The organism is Enterobacter cloacae complex sp. IR5422 (genome assembly GCF_049238165.1).
GTDB classification, from domain to species: Bacteria; Pseudomonadota; Gammaproteobacteria; order Enterobacterales; family Enterobacteriaceae; genus Enterobacter; species Enterobacter roggenkampii.
Window position 1 is genome coordinate 21,909 of record NZ_JBMKHT010000039.1, and the last position, 16,147, is coordinate 38,055.

At 57.1% G+C, this 16,147-nt stretch carries 13 protein-coding genes; 6 read left to right on the top strand and 7 right to left on the bottom strand.

The features are described 5' to 3' along the window. From ACOTXT_RS17170 to ACOTXT_RS17180, 3 genes are all read right to left on the bottom strand, one after another. The gene (locus ACOTXT_RS17170) at positions 1–966 is read right to left on the bottom strand and encodes a DMT family transporter (protein WP_055322309.1); all 966 of its coding nucleotides are present in this window, start codon (positions 964–966) and stop codon (positions 1–3) included. 75 nt (positions 967–1,041) lie between these two features. Beyond that, positions 1,042–1,866: an AraC family transcriptional regulator gene (locus ACOTXT_RS17175; protein ID WP_025911937.1), complete on the bottom strand. Its 825-nt coding sequence runs from the start codon at positions 1,864–1,866 to the stop codon at positions 1,042–1,044. A gap of 81 nt (positions 1,867–1,947) precedes the next feature. Further along, on the bottom strand, positions 1,948–2,796 hold the full coding sequence (locus tag ACOTXT_RS17180; protein ID WP_055322308.1) for an SDR family oxidoreductase: 849 nt from the start codon (positions 2,794–2,796) through the stop codon (positions 1,948–1,950). 84 nt (positions 2,797–2,880) lie between these two features. Between ACOTXT_RS17180 and ACOTXT_RS17185 the strand changes: the two genes are divergently transcribed. Beyond that, the gene (locus ACOTXT_RS17185; RefSeq protein ID WP_008502885.1) at positions 2,881–3,267 is read left to right on the top strand and encodes a winged helix-turn-helix transcriptional regulator; all 387 of its coding nucleotides are present in this window, start codon (positions 2,881–2,883) and stop codon (positions 3,265–3,267) included. Positions 3,268–3,358: 91 nt separating this feature from the next. On the opposite strand, the gene ACOTXT_RS17190 is transcribed toward ACOTXT_RS17185, so the two are convergent. Then, a complete protein-coding gene (locus ACOTXT_RS17190) occupies positions 3,359–5,302 on the bottom strand; it encodes a bifunctional 2',3'-cyclic-nucleotide 2'-phosphodiesterase/3'-nucleotidase (protein ID WP_021240699.1) in 1,944 nt (647 codons plus the stop codon). Between the two features lie 190 nt (positions 5,303–5,492). Here ACOTXT_RS17190 and cysQ point away from each other — a divergent pair, with 190 nt between their 5' ends. After that, positions 5,493–6,233, top strand: a complete 741-nt coding sequence (cysQ, locus tag ACOTXT_RS17195) for a 3'(2'),5'-bisphosphate nucleotidase CysQ (protein ID WP_008501432.1) — start codon at positions 5,493–5,495, stop codon at positions 6,231–6,233. Here cysQ and ACOTXT_RS17200 read toward each other — a convergent pair. Then, positions 6,227–6,784 carry a YtfJ family protein gene (locus tag ACOTXT_RS17200; RefSeq protein WP_025911942.1) on the bottom strand — a complete coding sequence of 186 codons (558 nt, stop codon included), beginning with the start codon at positions 6,782–6,784 and terminating at the stop codon, positions 6,227–6,229. The two genes, cysQ and ACOTXT_RS17200, sit on opposite strands and share 7 nt — an antisense overlap. Positions 6,785–7,108: 324 nt before the next feature. Between ACOTXT_RS17200 and ACOTXT_RS17205 the strand changes: the two genes are divergently transcribed. Continuing rightward, positions 7,109–7,315, top strand: a complete 207-nt coding sequence (locus tag ACOTXT_RS17205) for a DUF1107 domain-containing protein (RefSeq protein ID WP_008501430.1) — start codon at positions 7,109–7,111, stop codon at positions 7,313–7,315. 71 nt (positions 7,316–7,386) lie between these two features. Here the strand turns inward: ACOTXT_RS17205 and ACOTXT_RS17210 are convergent, their stop codons facing one another. Together ACOTXT_RS17210 and msrA are read right to left on the bottom strand one after the other, a co-directional pair. Further along, complete coding sequence (locus tag ACOTXT_RS17210; protein WP_008501429.1) at positions 7,387–8,724, bottom strand: hemolysin family protein; 1,338 nt, start codon at positions 8,722–8,724, stop codon at positions 7,387–7,389. 211 nt (positions 8,725–8,935) lie between these two features. Then, on the bottom strand, positions 8,936–9,577 hold the full coding sequence (gene msrA / locus ACOTXT_RS17215) for a peptide-methionine (S)-S-oxide reductase MsrA (RefSeq protein WP_008501428.1): 642 nt from the start codon (positions 9,575–9,577) through the stop codon (positions 8,936–8,938). Between the two features lie 224 nt (positions 9,578–9,801). On the opposite strand from msrA, the gene tamA reads away from it, so the two are divergent. Genes tamA through ACOTXT_RS17230 form a run of 3 tightly spaced genes read left to right on the top strand, consistent with a single transcriptional unit; the run spans position 9,802 to position 15,655 of the window. Further along, the gene (gene tamA, locus ACOTXT_RS17220; protein WP_008501426.1) at positions 9,802–11,535 is read left to right on the top strand and encodes an autotransporter assembly complex protein TamA; all 1,734 of its coding nucleotides are present in this window, start codon (positions 9,802–9,804) and stop codon (positions 11,533–11,535) included. After that, positions 11,532–15,308: an autotransporter assembly complex protein TamB gene (tamB, locus tag ACOTXT_RS17225; RefSeq protein ID WP_039024045.1), complete on the top strand. Its 3,777-nt coding sequence runs from the start codon at positions 11,532–11,534 to the stop codon at positions 15,306–15,308. The genes tamA and tamB overlap by 4 nt, the downstream gene beginning before the upstream one ends. A gap of 2 nt (positions 15,309–15,310) precedes the next feature. Further along, positions 15,311–15,655: a gamma-glutamylcyclotransferase family protein gene (locus ACOTXT_RS17230; protein WP_008501424.1), complete on the top strand. Its 345-nt coding sequence runs from the start codon at positions 15,311–15,313 to the stop codon at positions 15,653–15,655. The last annotated feature ends 492 nt before the right edge of the window (positions 15,656–16,147 follow it).

Consider the following 16,147-nt stretch of genomic DNA (forward strand, 5'->3'; position numbering starts at 1 on the left):
TTACATCTCTGACGCCGGAACAACCCTCGGTTTTTCCGGCTTCGCTCTCACCGCCATCACTACCCCCACAACCAACAGCACGATCCCGCAGGCCGTGAACAACGGCGGCACGCTCTGGCGCATCAGGAAGGTATAAAGCAGTCCGGCCAGGGTTTCGAAGACAATCAGCGGCCCTAAGATCACCGTCGGCAGCTTCTGGCTGGCAATGTTCCAGCACAGCGCGCCTACCCATGAACACAGCACCGCGATCGCCACCATCAGGCCGATGAACACCCACGGTCTTGGCCCGAAGGGCTGGGCGAAGTCCGGCTGCTGATGGCCCAGCCAGAGGCATGCGCCGAGATACCCCACGACGGATACGGGCAGCGTGACCAGCGCCTGCGCCGTCGCCCACATCATCGGGTGCTTGTCCGGGTTCTCACGCAGCCAGCGCGCGTTGCGCAGGGCATACCATGCCCAGCACGCCACGGAAATGAACGCCAGCAGAATGCCAGAACCGTACCGCCACAGGTCAACATCGCCCTGCCCATGGCGCAGCTCGGCAATATTAACGCATATCAGCCCCAGGGCGGTGCAGACCAGCGCCGGGGCCATTTTTGACCACGCCAGTTTGCCATCGCGCTGGCTGTAGAGCAGGTTAGCAAAGACGGGGATGACGACCGGCAGCGTGCCGATAATCATGGTCGATACCGGCGCACCGGTACGCTGAATGGCACTCGCGAGGCAAACGTAATAGATAAGATTGCCCATCATGGTCAGCGCCAGCGCGGTCCCCCAGTCCTGACGGCTGAGCTGGCGCAAGCGCGCGCGTCCCAGCCACGCCAGGGGCAGGGCAATCAGCCCCAGCGCCAGATAACGTCCGGTCGACTGCAATATTGCCGGATACTCGGGCACGATCAGCGGGCCGACAAAAATCAGTCCCCACATCATCCCGGCCAGCAGGGCATACAACACTCCACTAATCATTTTTCCATCCACAGGTATTTACGCTGTCGTCAGTGTAGGAGGGGCGAATGCGCGCGTATTGTATGAGATTGCGCATTAGCGCCGTGTAACCTGCTTCTGGTAGCGCACGGGCGTAATGCCGTAGCGGTGGGTAAACGCGCGGGTCAGATGTGACTGATCGGTCAGCCCGGTTGCGGCGGCAACCTCTGCGGCGGGCATGCCGTGGGTGAGAAACGCTTTGGCGCGCCAGAGTCGAATGGCCATCAGCATCTGATGCGGCGTCACGTGAAAATAGGCTTTGAACTGGCGCTGGAAATGATACGGGCTGAGCGAGACGACGCTGGCCAGCTCGTCCAGCGTCAGAGCGCGCATATAGTTGTCGTGCAGGTACTCGCGTACCCGTTCGAAGCGGTGCGCGCCTTCCTGAACCCGTGGCGCGTGGTGGGCAAACGGCTGGAAGGTCTCAATCAGATCCAGCAGTAAACCTTTTTGCGCAAGCGGATCGTCCGTGTGCCACAAGCCGTAAATAAGCCTGCCGATTTGCTGTGAGCGCAACGGATCATGACGGGTCACGTCGCTGAACCACCAGTGTCGGAGGCCGGTCACCTCTTCCAGCAGATCGGGTTCGATATAGACCATCCGGTAGCGCCAGCCGCCCTCGGTGGCGGATTCGCCGGTGTGGATCTCGTCCGGGTTCATGGTAACGACGGATTTCTCCGCCGCGAGATGCTGGCTGCCGCGATAGCGAAAGCGTTCGGCACCGGTTTCAATCGTGCCGATGCCGAAGGCTTCATGGGTGTGAGGCTCAAAGGCGTAGTCAGAAATATGCGCGTGATACAGCTCCAGGCCCGGCAGCTGCGCCAGATGGCGAAAGCGCGCGCTGTCTCTTTCATCATTAAACTGTTCCGGTACGCCTTGCACGGTGAGCCTCCTTGTGGGTCATCTTTTCATTATCAAAGATGACCCGAGGGGATGCCACAAAAAATAACCATCCCGTAACAATTACAGAATGGCTTTAATGCTCTCCGCCAGCGTAGTGGTTGGGCGCCCGATCAGTTTGCTCAGCGTATGGCTGTCGTCAAAGAGCCCGCCTTTGGAGGCCCCGATATCGGAGTCCGCCAGCATATCCGCCAGCCCGGCAGGCAGGCCGACGCTTTTCAGCGCGGCAGCAAACTCCGCTTCGCTGAGATTCTGGTAGGTGACCGGCTTTCCGCTCTGTTTGCTGAGTTCAGCCGCCAGTTCGCTCAGCGTCCAGCCGTGGTCGCCCGCCAGTTCATACACCTTGCCCGCATGGCCCTCTTCAGCAATCACTTTCGCTGCCGCCGCGGCATAGTCTGCGCGGGTGGCAGAGGCAATTTTGCCTTCGCCTGCCGCACCAATAAACACGCCGTGTTCCAGCGCAGGCGGCGCGCTCGCCAGATAGTTTTCGGTATACCAGCCGTTGCGCAGCAGGGCATAAGGAATGCCTGACGCCGCCAGCGCTTTTTCAGTGGCAACGTGTTCAACGTGCAGACCGAGCGGCGAGGTATCCGCATGCAGCAGGCTGGTGTAGGCGATAAATTTCACCCCTGCCGCTTTGGCGGCGTTAATCACGTTCTGGTGCTGGATCGCGCGCTGGCCGACTTCGCTGGACGAGATCAGCAGCAGCTTATCCACGCCGTTCAGCGCGGCGGTGAATGCGGCTTCATCCGTGTAGTCCGCCTGACGCACCACAATTCCCTGCTGGCTTAAGGCTTCAGCTTTTGCCGGGTTACGTACGATAGCCACAATCTGGTTAGCCGGTACGGTGTTCAACAGCTGTTCGATAACGAGATGGCCAAGCTGGCCGGTGGCGCCGGTAATCGCGATCATGATGAATCTCCTTCGTGTTTGTCTGGTGTTGTGGCACACTAGCACCATAGCTAACTTTTAGTAAGTACGTACAAAAAGGTAAGTATGAAAACAACGATACCGACGCTCAGCGAACAATTGCGCGATGGCAATCTCTTCGCGGAACAGTGCCCTTCACGAGAGGTGCTCAAACACGTTACCAGCCGCTGGGGGGTACTGATTCTGCTGGCGCTGCGCCAGGGAACGCATCGCTTTAGCGATCTGCGCCGTAAAATGGGCGGGGTGAGCGAAAAGATGCTGTCCCAGTCGCTTCAGGCGCTGGAGCAGGACGGGTTTGTCGATCGCGTATCGTACCCGGTTGTGCCGCCGCACGTAGAGTATAGCCTGACCCCGATGGGGATCGAGGTCAGCGAGAAAGTCGCCGCGCTGGCGGACTGGATTGAGGTGAATACGCCGAAGGTGATGGCGAATCGGGACGATCGCGCGGCGTAAAAGCCGGGTGGCGGCTTCGCTTTACCCGGCCTACCCATAATCTTCCATCCCGTAGGCCGGGTAAGCGAAGCGCCACCCGGCACAATCGCCGCTACTTACTTAAATCCAGGTGATAAATCGCGAACCCAATATCATCCGTCGCCACCTGTTTCATCGGATACTGCGCCTTCTCCTTAATAAACGCGGCTGCCTTCTCGGACGGTGACGTTTCAAAGCGGATATCCAGCGGCGTATCGCTGTGGATCGGCGCCAGACGCCAGTTGTTATCCACCGCCGGATGAATTTCGCCGGCCTTTTTCGACTCGGCGCTGATCCACGCCGCCAGCACAGAGCGGTTCTCGTCCGGCGAGGCAAAGGCGATGTGGCCATCTCCCGTACCGGCAAACTTACCGCCGTAGGCACGGTAGTTATTGGTCACCACCAGGAAAGTGGCATTCGGATCGATCGCCTTGCCGTTGAAGGTCAGGTTTTTAATGCGCTCCGCCTGCGGGTTGATCGCCTGACACTCGCCGTCATATTTCGCCGGCTGGGTGACGTCAATCTGGTAGTTCACGCCGTCGATCACGTCGAAGTTGTAGGTGCGGAAGCCGTCCCAGTTAATCAACGACTGCGGCTTGCTGCTGTGTGGGTCAATCTGGTTAAACTGCCCGGCAGAGCACTCCAGCCACTCTTTTACCTCTTTCCCTGTGGCTTTAACCACCACCAGCGTATTCGGGTAGAGATAGAGATCGGCGGCATTACGGAAGGTGAGCTGGCCCTTTTCGACCTCCACATAGCTTGCCGGGTCATTCTTACGCCCGCCCACTTTGAATGGCGCTGCGGCGGAGAGTACCGGCAGTTTCGCCAGATCCGGATCGCCCTGCACAAAGTGTTCGGCATAGGCTTTCTGCGCCATGTTAACCACCTGGACGGTCGGATCGTCCTGCACCAGCGCCAGGAAGCTGTACATGCTGTCGGCGGATTTGCCGATCGGCTTGCTGACGAATTCGCGCGTGGCGTCGTGATCGTGCTTCAGCACGTCGACCAGTTTTTTATCTTCCGCCGCCAGCGATTTTTTCGCCGCAGCGTCGTAAATTGGGCGCGCTTCGGCTTTTGACTGCGTGACCTTCCAGCGGCCGCCGTCGTTATTCAGCACCAGATCCACCACGCCAAGATGGTCGCCCCACATGCCCGGCATCACCGACGGCACGCCGTTAAGCGTCCCTTTCTCTATATCGGCCCCTTTGATGCTGGCAAAGTCTTTGCCCGGGAAGACCGCGTGGGCGTGGCCGAACAGGATCGCATCGACGCCCGGGACCTCACTCAGGTAGTAAACGGAGTTTTCTGCCATGGCCTGGTACGGATCGGCGGAGAGGCCCGAGTGGGCGACAACGACCACCAGATCGGCGCCTTTTTCGCGCATTTCCGGCACGTATTTACGCGCGGTTTCGGTGATGTCGTTAACGGTCACCTTACCGTCGAGGTTGGCCTTATCCCACGTCATGATCTGCGGCGGGACAAAACCGATATAGCCGATTTTCAGCGTCTGTTTTTTCCCGTCCTGATCGACAACCTCAGTCTCTTTAATCAGGTAAGGCGTAAAAAGCGGCTTTTGGGTCTTAACGTCGATGATATTGGCGTTAACGTACGGGAATTTTGCGCCTGCCAGGGCATCATGCAGGTATGTCAGACCGTAGTTGAATTCATGGTTGCCGAGGTTACCGACGGTATAGTCCAGGGTGTTCATCGCTTTATAAACAGGATGGATCTCGCCTTTTTTCAGCCCCCTGGTCGCCATGTAGTCCCCGAGCGGACTGCCCTGAATCAGATCGCCGTTATCGACCAGCACGCTATTTTTCACTTCGCCGCGTGCGGCATTGATCAAACTCGCCGTGCGTACCAGTCCGAATTTTTCCGTCGGGGTATCTTTGTAGTAATCGAAATCCATCATGTTGCTGTGCAGATCGGTCGTTTCCAGAATACGTAAATCGACCGTCGCTGCCTGCACGCTCGCCGCAATCAGCGTCGCCAGGAGCGTTGCGCTAAACTTAATCATCAGAAGAGTCCTTTTTTCGATCCAGGCCACAAAAGAGTATGTATCTATAACGTGTTGCTTACATAAATGTGAATCCTGACAGAAAAAAGCAACCTGAAACCGGAATTGCTTCACAGATAGCGGAATTGTTCACATTACGATATAACTAAAACAAAGAGTTAACCTCACTGCGTTAACAAAGAGGTGGAAAATGCTAGATAAAATTTGTCAGCTCGCACGGGATGCGGGGGATGCCATCATGCAGGTGTATGACGGTAGTAAACCCATGGAGGTTGTCAGCAAAGCGGACGACTCTCCGGTCACGGCGGCAGATATCGCGGCGCATAAGGTGATCCTGAAAGGGTTACAGGCCTTAACGCCGGACATCCCCGTCCTGTCAGAAGAAGCGCCGCAAAGCTGGGAAGAGCGCCAGCACTGGCAGCGCTACTGGCTGGTGGACCCCCTGGACGGGACAAAAGAGTTCATCAAGCGCAACGGTGAATTCACCGTCAATATCGCCCTGATTGAGAAGGGTAAAGCGGTGCTGGGCGTGGTCTACGCGCCAGTGATGAAGGTGATGTACAGCGCTGCGGAAGGAAAGGCGTGGAAGGAAGAGTGCGGCGTGCGCAAGCAGATCCAGGTGCGCGACGCGCGTCCGCCGCTGGTGGTGATTAGCCGCTCGCACAGCGACAGCGAGCTGCAGGAGTATCTGCAGCAGCTGGGTGAACACCAGACCACCTCGATTGGCTCATCGCTGAAATTCTGCCTGGTGGCGGAAGGACAAGCTCAGCTCTATCCGCGCTTTGGGCCGACGAACGTCTGGGACACCGCCGCCGGGCATGCCGTTGCCGCGGCCGCCGGGGCGCACGTTCATGACTGGCAGGGCAAGCCGCTGGACTACACCCCGCGCGAATCCTTCCTCAACCCCGGCTTCCGCGTCTCTCTTTATTGAGCCAGCAGCTTATGCAGCAGGTCGACAACCTGCTGCACCTCTTCCTGGGTCAGCGCCCCGTCTTTCACCCACTGTACGCGGCCGTTCTTATCCAGCACGACAATCGCAGAGCTCTCTTCCTCCAGCTGCCAGGCCTTACGGGTGACGCCGTTGCTGTCGACGATAAACTGCGACCACGGATAGAGCTTTTTATTGCTCTCAAGGCTTGAACGCACAAACATCCCGGAGCCCGGAATGGCGTCATCGGTATTTACGATCGTGGTGGTCTGGTAACGATCGTGTGGGAATTTTGCCGCCTTGATCGCCTCCACCAGGTTGGCATTTTTCTCTTTTGCAGATGTACGACCGGCAATATGTTGTACAACTCTCACTTTGCCCGCGAGCTGCGCGCTATTCCAGGCTTTATAGCTAAACTTATCATTGTCGAGAATCAATTCTCCCCGGTCAGCAATGCCGACTGGCGGTACACGTTGTCCTTTTTCAATGTTGTGAGCACAAGCCCACAGGGGCAGCAGCAGGCAGGCTGCTGCAAGGATAGTACGTAGGGTCATGGCGTTTCCTTATTGTTTGCAGGTGATCCGACCACTTGGTCATACGCTTTTAATGATAAGTGCGATCAATGTGGTTTTCCCGCAATCCCGATGCCACTTTGCGGGTGAACGCACATATCCATGAAAAAACGACGGCTTATACTGCGCTCAGTCACGCTTTGCAAAGATTATTCTGAATAATTGTAATCAAACGGTAAATAAACTTATGCACACTGGGTAACACCGTAGTTCTGGTCTATAGTCATTGGGCATTAAAATTTGCGCTCAGGACAGTCGGGCCGATTGTGGCACCGCAAGAGCGTATGATTCGCAGGAGATACAAGAATGAAAATTTTCCAACGCTACAACCCGCTTCAGGTGGCGAAGTACGTGAAGATCCTGTTCCGTGGACGGTTGTACATCAAGGATGTTGGCGCTTTTGAGTTTGATAAGGGCAAGATCCTTGTCCCAAAAGTGAAGGACAAACAGCACCTGTCTGTGATGTCCGAAGTCAACCGTCAGGTTATGCGTCTGCAAACTGAGATGGCTTAACCAACGTGCTATGCAGTAGTTAAAAAAACGGCTCCCGATGGGAGCCGTTGATGTTTGTGGGGGCAGGAACCTTACGCCGACACCTTCTCTTCCGCATCCGGCAGCTTCGGCACCAGCACGGTCGGTTTGTTGTCGATGCGCGTCACCAGCAGCTGGTCGATGCGGTAGTTATCAATATCCACCACTTCAAACTTGTAGCCGGAGAACTTCACCGAGTCGGTACGTTTCGGGATCTTACGCAGCATAAACATCATAAAACCGCCGATGGTCTCGTAGTTTCCGGACTGCGGGAACTCGTCGATATCCAGCACGCGCATCACGTCTTCAATTGGCGTGCCGCCATCAATCAGCCATGAATTATCGTCACGCTGAACAATCTGCTCTTCCAGCCCCTGGCCTACCAGGTCGCCCATCAGCGTGGTCATGACGTCGTTGAGGGTGATAATACCCACCACCAGCGCGTATTCGTTCATGATCACCGCGAAGTCTTCCCCGGCGGTTTTGAAGCTTTCCAGCGCTTCGGAGAGCGTCAGGGTGTCCGGCACAATCAGGGTATTGCGGATTTGCACGCCGCTGTTCAGCGCCAGGCTCTGGTTCGCCAGCACGCGGTTCAGCAGGTCTTTGGAGTCGACGTAACCGATGATGTGGTCAATATCTTCATTACAGACCAGGAACTTGGAGTGCGGATGCTGCGCCACTTTGTTCTTCAGGCTCTGCTCATCTTCGTGTAAATCGAACCAGATAATGCTTTCACGGCCCGTCATGGAAGAGGGCACGGTACGGGATTCCAGTTCGAATACGTTCTCAATCAGCTCGTGTTCCTGCTTACGCAGTACCCCGGCCAGCGCGCCGGCTTCCACCACCGCATAAATGTCGTCAGAGGTGATGTCATCTTTACGCACCATCGGCAGCTTAAAGATGCGGAAAATGACGTTTGCCAGGCCGTTGAAGAACCACACCAGCGGGCGGAACACAAACAGGCAGAAGCGCATCGGGTTGATGATACGCAAAGCCACGGCTTCTGGCGCAATCATACCGATGCGTTTCGGGGTCAGGTCGGCGAAGAGGATGAACAGCCCGGTCACCAGCGAGAAGGAGAGGATAAAGCTCAGCTGTTCGGCCAGTTCGGCGGACATGTACTGCGCAAAGAGGCTATAAAACGCCGGGGAAAATGCCGCATCGCCCACGATACCGCCCAGGATAGCCACCGCGTTCAGACCAATTTGTACCACGGTAAAGAAGGTACCGGGGTTTTCCTGCATTTTGAGAATGCGTGAGGCGTTGATGTTGCCCTCGTCGGCGAGCAGCTTCAGTTTGATTTTACGGGACGCGGCCAGCGAGATCTCGGATATCGAGAAAAATGCACTGACGGCAATCAGACAAAGTATTACTAAAATACTGTTTAACATAGTTTATCCGGCTTCTCGCCAGATCCTCAGAAGGGGAGTTGATACCATTTGTGTGGAAACACATTGAACATCAGCTCGTAGCGTTGAGCCGATTATTTCAGCGGCTAGTATAGCGTAAAGAGATGTAAATCTGCCAGAGGTCACATTTTTACATAAAACAGACCGGACAGCGGGTGCTGCCCGGTACGGGCGACGATCTAACGGCTGATAATCAGGCCAGCTGTGGTGGCAGGCAGACGCCGATACCTCCGATTCCGCAGTAGCCGTACGGGTTTTTATGCAGATACTGCTGGTGATCGTCCTCGGCGTAGTAGAACGGTTTCGCGGTGGTGATTTCCGTGGTCACCTCGCGCGTATCGCCCGCTTCACGCATGGCCTGCTGGAAACGCTCAAGGCTGGCGCGCGCGGCGGCATCCTGCTCAGGGGTGAGCGGATAGATAGCCGAGCGGTACTGCGTGCCGTGGTCGTTGCCCTGACGCATGCCCTGCGCCGGGTCGTGGTTTTCCCAGAAGACCTGCAGGAGCTGTTCGTAGCTGATTACCGTCGGGTCGTACACTACGCGTACCGCTTCCGCATGGCCGGTTTCGCCGGAGCAGACTTCGCGGTAGGTTGGATTCGGCGTGTAACCGCCCGTGTAGCCGGCTGCCGTGCTGTAAACGCCAGGCAGCTGCCAGAAGAGGCGCTCAACGCCCCAGAAGCAGCCCATAGCGAACAGGGCGATTTCCATGCCATCAGGAACGTTAGTCATGGAATGGCCATTGACGGCGTGTAAAGTTGCCACAGGCATAGGGGTGTTGCGTCCCGGTAATGCATCAGCTTGTGAAACCAGATGCTTTTTGTCGAATAAACTCACGGTGGGGCCTCCCGGGGTGCGATGTTTCGGTTAAGGTTGTCACGGCGCGTTTAATTGAACACAATAAATGCGCTGAATGAGTCTAGATTTAATCATAAGAAATATTTGGGTGTTACACCCATTTTCAACCCGAGATTCGGGTTCTTGGCCAACAGGCCGTATTTTGCCGCGGAGCGGCACTTCATTTGCTTCCAGGGTGGAAACAGGGATATTCAGGAGAAAACGTGACAAAAATCCGCCAGTTATGTTTAGTCAGTCTGTTGCTGACAAGCGGGATTGCCAGCGCGGCGAATGTCCGTTTGCAGGTTGAGGGGTTATCCGGGGCGCTACAAAAAAACGTGCGTGCGCAGCTATCGACCATCCAGAGTGATGAGGTGACGCCGGACCGGCGTTTCCGCGCGCGCGTCGATGATGCCATCCGTGAAGGACTAAAAGCGCTGGGGTATTACGAACCCACCATTGATTTCGATCTCCGCCCGCCCCCAAAGAAGGGGCGCCAGGTGCTTATTGCCCGCGTTTCGCCGGGCGAGCCGGTGCTGATTGGCGGCACCAACGTCATCCTGCGCGGCGGGGCGCGTACCGACCGGGATTACCTCGACTTGCTCAGCACGCGGCCGAAAATCGGCACCGTGCTCAACCACGGTGACTACGACCACTTCAAAAAAGAGCTGACCAGCGTTTCCCTGCGTAAGGGCTACTTTGACAGCCAGTTCAATAAAAGCCAGCTGGGCATTGCGCTGGCGCGACGTCAGGCCTTCTGGGATATCGACTACGACAGCGGAGAACGCTACCGCTTTGGCGACGTGACGTTCGAAGGGTCGCAAATTCGTGAAGAGTACCTGCAAAACCTCGTGCCCTTTAAAAAAGGGGATTACTACCAGTCGAGCGACCTGGGAGAGCTGAACCGACGGCTCTCAGCCACCGGCTGGTTTAACTCCGTGGTTGTCGCCCCTGAATTTGATAAGTCTCGCAAAACCAAGGTGTTGCCGCTGCACGGCGTTGTTTCGCCGCGCACCGAGAACACCATTGAAACCGGTGTGGGCTATTCGACGGACGTTGGCCCGCGCGTGAAGGCCACCTGGAAAAAGCCGTGGATGAACTCCTACGGCCATAGCCTGACCACCAGCGCCAGCATTTCCGCCCCGGAACAGCAGCTCGATTTCAGCTATAAAATGCCGCTGCTGAAAAATCCGCTTGAGCAATATTACCTGGTTCAGGGGGGCTTTAAGCGCACCGACCTGAACGATACCGAGTCCGATTCCACCACGCTTGCCGTGTCGCGTTACTGGGATCTCTCCAGCGGCTGGCAGCGCGCCATCAACCTGCGCTGGAGCCTGGATCACTTTACCCAGGCCAACGTCACCAACACCACCATGCTGCTCTATCCTGGGGTGATGATCAGTCGCACCCGCTCACGCGGCGGCCTGATGCCGACCTGGGGCGATTCCCAGCGTTACTCTATCGATTACTCCAACACCATGTGGGGTTCCGACGTGGATTTCTCGGTGATTCAGGCGCAGAACGTCTGGATCCGCACGCTGTATGACAAACACCGCTTTGTGGTGCGCGGCAACCTCGGCTGGATTGAAACCGGCGACTTCGACAAGGTCCCGCCGGACCTGCGCTTCTTCGCCGGGGGCGATCGCAGCATCCGCGGCTATAAATACAAATCCATCGCGCCTAAGGACGATGACGGCAAGCTGATCGGTGCCTCTAAGCTTGCTACCGGCTCGCTGGAGTACCAGTACAACGTCAGCGGAAAATGGTGGGGCGCCATGTTCGTCGACGGCGGCGAAGCGGTGAGCGATATCCGCCGCAGCGATTTTAAAACCGGCGCGGGCGTCGGCGTACGCTGGCAGTCACCCGTCGGGCCCATCAAGCTCGATTTCGCCGTGCCGGTGGGCGACAAAGAAGAACACGGATTACAGTTTTACATCGGTCTGGGGCCTGAATTATGAGTTTATGGAAGAAGATAAGCCTCGGGGTGCTGATTTTTATCGTGCTGCTGCTCGGTACGGTGGCGTTTCTGGTAGGAACGACGACCGGGCTGCATCTGCTGTTTAACGCCGCGAACCGCTGGGTGCCGGGGCTGGAGATTGGCCAGGTGACGGGCGGCTGGCGCGACCTGCGCCTGAAGAACATCCGCTATGAGCAGCCGGGCGTGGCGGTGAACGCCGGGGAGTTTCACCTGGCGGTGAAGCTGGGCTGTCTGCGTGACAGCAAGCTCTGCGTCAACGACTTGTCGCTAAAAGACGTCAACGTGGCGATAGATTCGAAGAAAATGCCGAAGTCTGCGCCGGTAGAGGAAGAGGACAGCGGTCCGCTGAATCTCTCCACGCCGTACCCTATCGCGCTTTATCGGGTGGCGCTTGATAACGTCAATGTCAAAATCGACGACACCACCGTGTCCGTGATGGATTTCAGCTCCGGCCTGCGCTGGCAGGAGAAAAACCTCACCCTGACGCCAACCTCCCTGCAGGGCTTGCTGATCGCGCTGCCGAAAGTGGCCGACGTGGCGCAGGAAGAGATCGTCGAGCCGAAGATCCAGAACCCGCAGCCGGAAGAGAAGCCGCTGGGCGAAACGCTGAAAGACCTCTTCTCGAAGCCTGTCCTGCCGGAAATGACCGATGTGCATCTGCCGCTGAACCTCAATATTGAAGAGTTCAAAGGCGAGCAGCTGCGCCTGACAGGCGATACCGACCTGACGGTCTATAACATGCTGCTGAAAGTCAGCAGCATTGACGGCAACATGAAGCTCGACGCGCTGGATATCGACACCAATCAGGGCTCGGTGAACGCGTCAGGCAACGCCCTGCTGCGCGACAACTGGCCGGTGGATATCACGCTGAATAGCGCCCTGAACATTGACCCGCTCAAAGGCGAGAAGGTGAAGGTCAAAGTGGGCGGGGCGCTGCGCGAGAAGCTGGATGTCGGGGTCAATCTCTCCGGCCCGGTGGACATGGTCCTGCGTGCGCAAACCCAGCTGGCGGAAGCCGGGCTGCCGCTCAATCTTGAGGTGGTCAGCAAGCAGCTTTACTGGCCGTTCACCGGCGAAAAACAGTACCAGGCCGATGACCTGAAGCTGAAGCTGAGCGGTAAGATGACCGACTATACGCTCTCGTTCCGCACCGCAGTGAAGGGGCAGGGCGTGCCGCCCGCGAACATCACCCTGGATGCGAAGGGCAATGAACAGCAGGTTAACCTCGACAAGCTGACCGTCGCGGCGCTGGAAGGCAAAACCGAGCTGACCGCGCTGCTCGACTGGCAGCAGGCGATCAGCTGGCGCGGCGAGCTGAAGCTGACGGGCATTAACACCGCCAAAGAGGTGCCGGACTGGCCGTCGAAGCTGGATGGCCTGATCAAAACCCGCGGCAGCTTGTACGGCGGCACGTGGCAGATGGACGTGCCGGAGATCAAGCTCACCGGGAACGTGAAGCAGAACAAGGTAAACGTTGAAGGCTCGGTGAAAGGCAACAGCTACCTGCAGTGGATTATCCCGGGTCTGCACGTGGCGCTGGGCCGCAACACGGCGGATATCAAAGGCGAGCTGGGGGTGAAAGATCTCAATCTGGACGCCACCATCGATGCGCCGAATCTGGATAACGCCCTGCCGGGCCTGGGCGGTACGGCGAAGGGGCTCCTGAAGGTGCGCGGCACGGTAGACGCGCCGCAGCTGCTGGCGGACATTACCGCCAATAACCTGCGCTGGCAGGCGCTGAGCGTTGCCCGCGTTCGTGTGGAAGGGGATGTGAAATCCACTGACCAGATCGGCGGTAACCTGAACCTGCGCGTAGAGCGCATTTCTCAGCCGGACGTCAACATCAGCCTGGTCACCCTGGACGCGAAAGGGAACGAGAAGCAGCACGACCTGCAGCTGCGCGTGCAGGGCGAGCCGGTCTCCGGCCAGCTTCACCTGACCGGCAGCTTCGACCGCAAAGAGGAGCGCTGGAAAGGGACGCTGGATAACACCCGCTTCAACACGCCGGTCGGGCCGCTGGCGCTGTCGCGCGCCATCGCGCTGGACTACCGCAACGCCGAGCAGAAGATCAGCATTGGGCCGCACTGCTGGACCAACCCGAATGCGGAACTGTGCGTGCCGCAGACCATCGACGCGGGTGCGGAAGGACGTGCGCAGATCAACCTCAACCGCTTCGATCTGGCGATGCTGAAACCGTTTATGCCGGATACTACCCAGGCCAGCGGCGTCTTCAGCGGAAAAGCCGATGTCGCCTGGGACACCACCAAAGAGGGGCTGCCGCAGGGTAGCGTCACGCTGTCCGGGCGTAACGTGAAGGTGACGCAGGAGGTGAATGACGCGCCGCTGCCGGTGGCCTTCGACACCCTGAACCTGAGCGCGGACCTGCATAACAACCGTGCGGAGCTGGGCTGGCTGATTCGTCTCACCAACAACGGTCAGTTTGACGGCAAGGTTCAAATTACCGACCCACAGGGACGGCGAAATCTGGGCGGCAACGTCACTATCCGCAACTTCAACCTGGCGATGGTGAACCCGATTTTCGCGCGCGGGGAAAAAGCCGAGGGCATGGTGAACGCCAACCTGCGCCTGGCGGGCAATGCGCAAAGCCCACAGCTGTTCGGCCAGCTGCGGCTCAGCGGCGTGGATATTGACGGCAACTTTATGCCGTTTGACATGCAGCCGAGCCAGATCGCGATGAACTTCAACGGCATGAGCTCGACGCTGAGCGGATCGGTACTGACGCAGCAGGGGCAAATCAACCTGAGCGGCGACGCGGACTGGAGCCAGCTCGACAACTGGCGCGCCCGTATTGCCGCGAAGGGCAGTAAGGTGCGCATCACCGTACCGCCGATGGTGCGACTGGACGTCTCGCCTGATGTGGTCTTTGAAGCCACGCCAAGCCTCTTCACGCTTGACGGTCGCGTCGACGTGCCGTGGGCGCGCATCGTGGTTCACGACGTGCCGGAAAGTGCGGTCGGCGTCTCAAGTGATGAAGTTATGCTCAATGAAAATCTGAAACCGGTCGAACAGAAGAGCGCGGGCATACCGATTAATAGTAACCTTATCGTGCACGTGGGGAATAACGTGCGGTTGGATGCGTTTGGGCTGAAGGCGAGGCTTACGGGCGACCTAAAGGTGGCGCAGGATAAACAAGGGCTTGGCCTGAACGGGCAGATCAATATCCCTGAAGGGCGATTCCACGCCTATGGTCAGGATCTGATTGTCCGTAAAGGCGAGCTGCTGTTCTCCGGTCCACCGGATCAACCCTTGCTGAACATTGAAGCGATTCGTAACCCGGAAGCGACGGAAAACGACGTCATTGCCGGGGTACGCGTCACCGGTTCCGCCGACGAACCGAAGGCGGAGATCTTCTCTGACCCGGCGATGTCCCAGCAGGAAGCCCTCTCTTACCTGCTGCGTGGTCAAGGTCTCGACAGCGGTCAGAGCGACAGCGCGGCGATGACTTCGATGTTAGTGGGGCTGGGGGTTGCACAAAGTGGGCAGGTTGTGGGTAAAATCGGCGAGACGTTCGGCGTAAGCAATCTGGCGCTGGACACCCAGGGCGTGGGTGACTCCTCGCAGGTGGTGGTCAGCGGCTATGTACTGCCGGGTCTGCAGGTAAAATATGGTGTGGGGATCTTTGACTCACTGGCAACACTCACGTTACGCTATCGCCTGATGCCTAAGCTATATCTGGAAGCAGTGTCCGGCGTAGACCAGGCACTTGATCTGCTCTATCAGTTTGAGTTTTAGCAATGCGAATATTTGTCTACGGCAGTTTACGAACCAGGCAAGGCAACAGTCACTGGATGACCAATGCCCAGCTACTGGGGAATTACAATATCGAGAACTACCAGTTGTACAGCCTGGGCCACTATCCAGGCGCGGTTCCGGGCGAAGGAACAGTACAGGGTGAAGTTTATCGTATTGATAACGCGACGCTTGCCGAACTTGATGCCTTGCGCACCAGGGGCGGTGAATACGCACGCCAGTTGATCCAGACGCCGTACGGAAGCGCGTGGATGTATGTCTACCAGCGTCCAGTCGACGGGTTAACGCGGATCGTAAGCGGTAACTGGTTAGACAGAGACCAGTACTGAAAAACGACAACGCCACCGTAAGGTGGCGTTGTTTTTTTATTCCTTCAACTCTCTTCTGTATCCCGGCGTCGGGTTAAAAACAGAGGAACGAACAGCATGATGTACGGCGCAATAAGCCATAAAAAACACAAGGCGCGTGAACGGCCATAGTAGTTTATGCACCGCGTATTGCTTGAAATGACGGGCAGGAAACACAGTAAAAACAGCAGAATCACATAATCGCTTCGATAAGGGATCCATAAGTAAAACAAAAACCAGGCAAGCTGGAATGTCATGATGCAGAGATACTGCCATTTACTGTCTTTACCGTAACAGTCAAACGCCTTTATGTAGCCCATCTTTATGCTTTGAAGAAAGAAACTTAGGGAAGTTGCGATTAAGTGGTCCGCAGCTCCCGATATGACGCCCCAAACCGTCCTTTATCGACGTCCTGTGGCTCAATTTTCCAATTTTCAGCCCAAAATCGTCTCTTCGTGGCTGATTTTGGCCCTG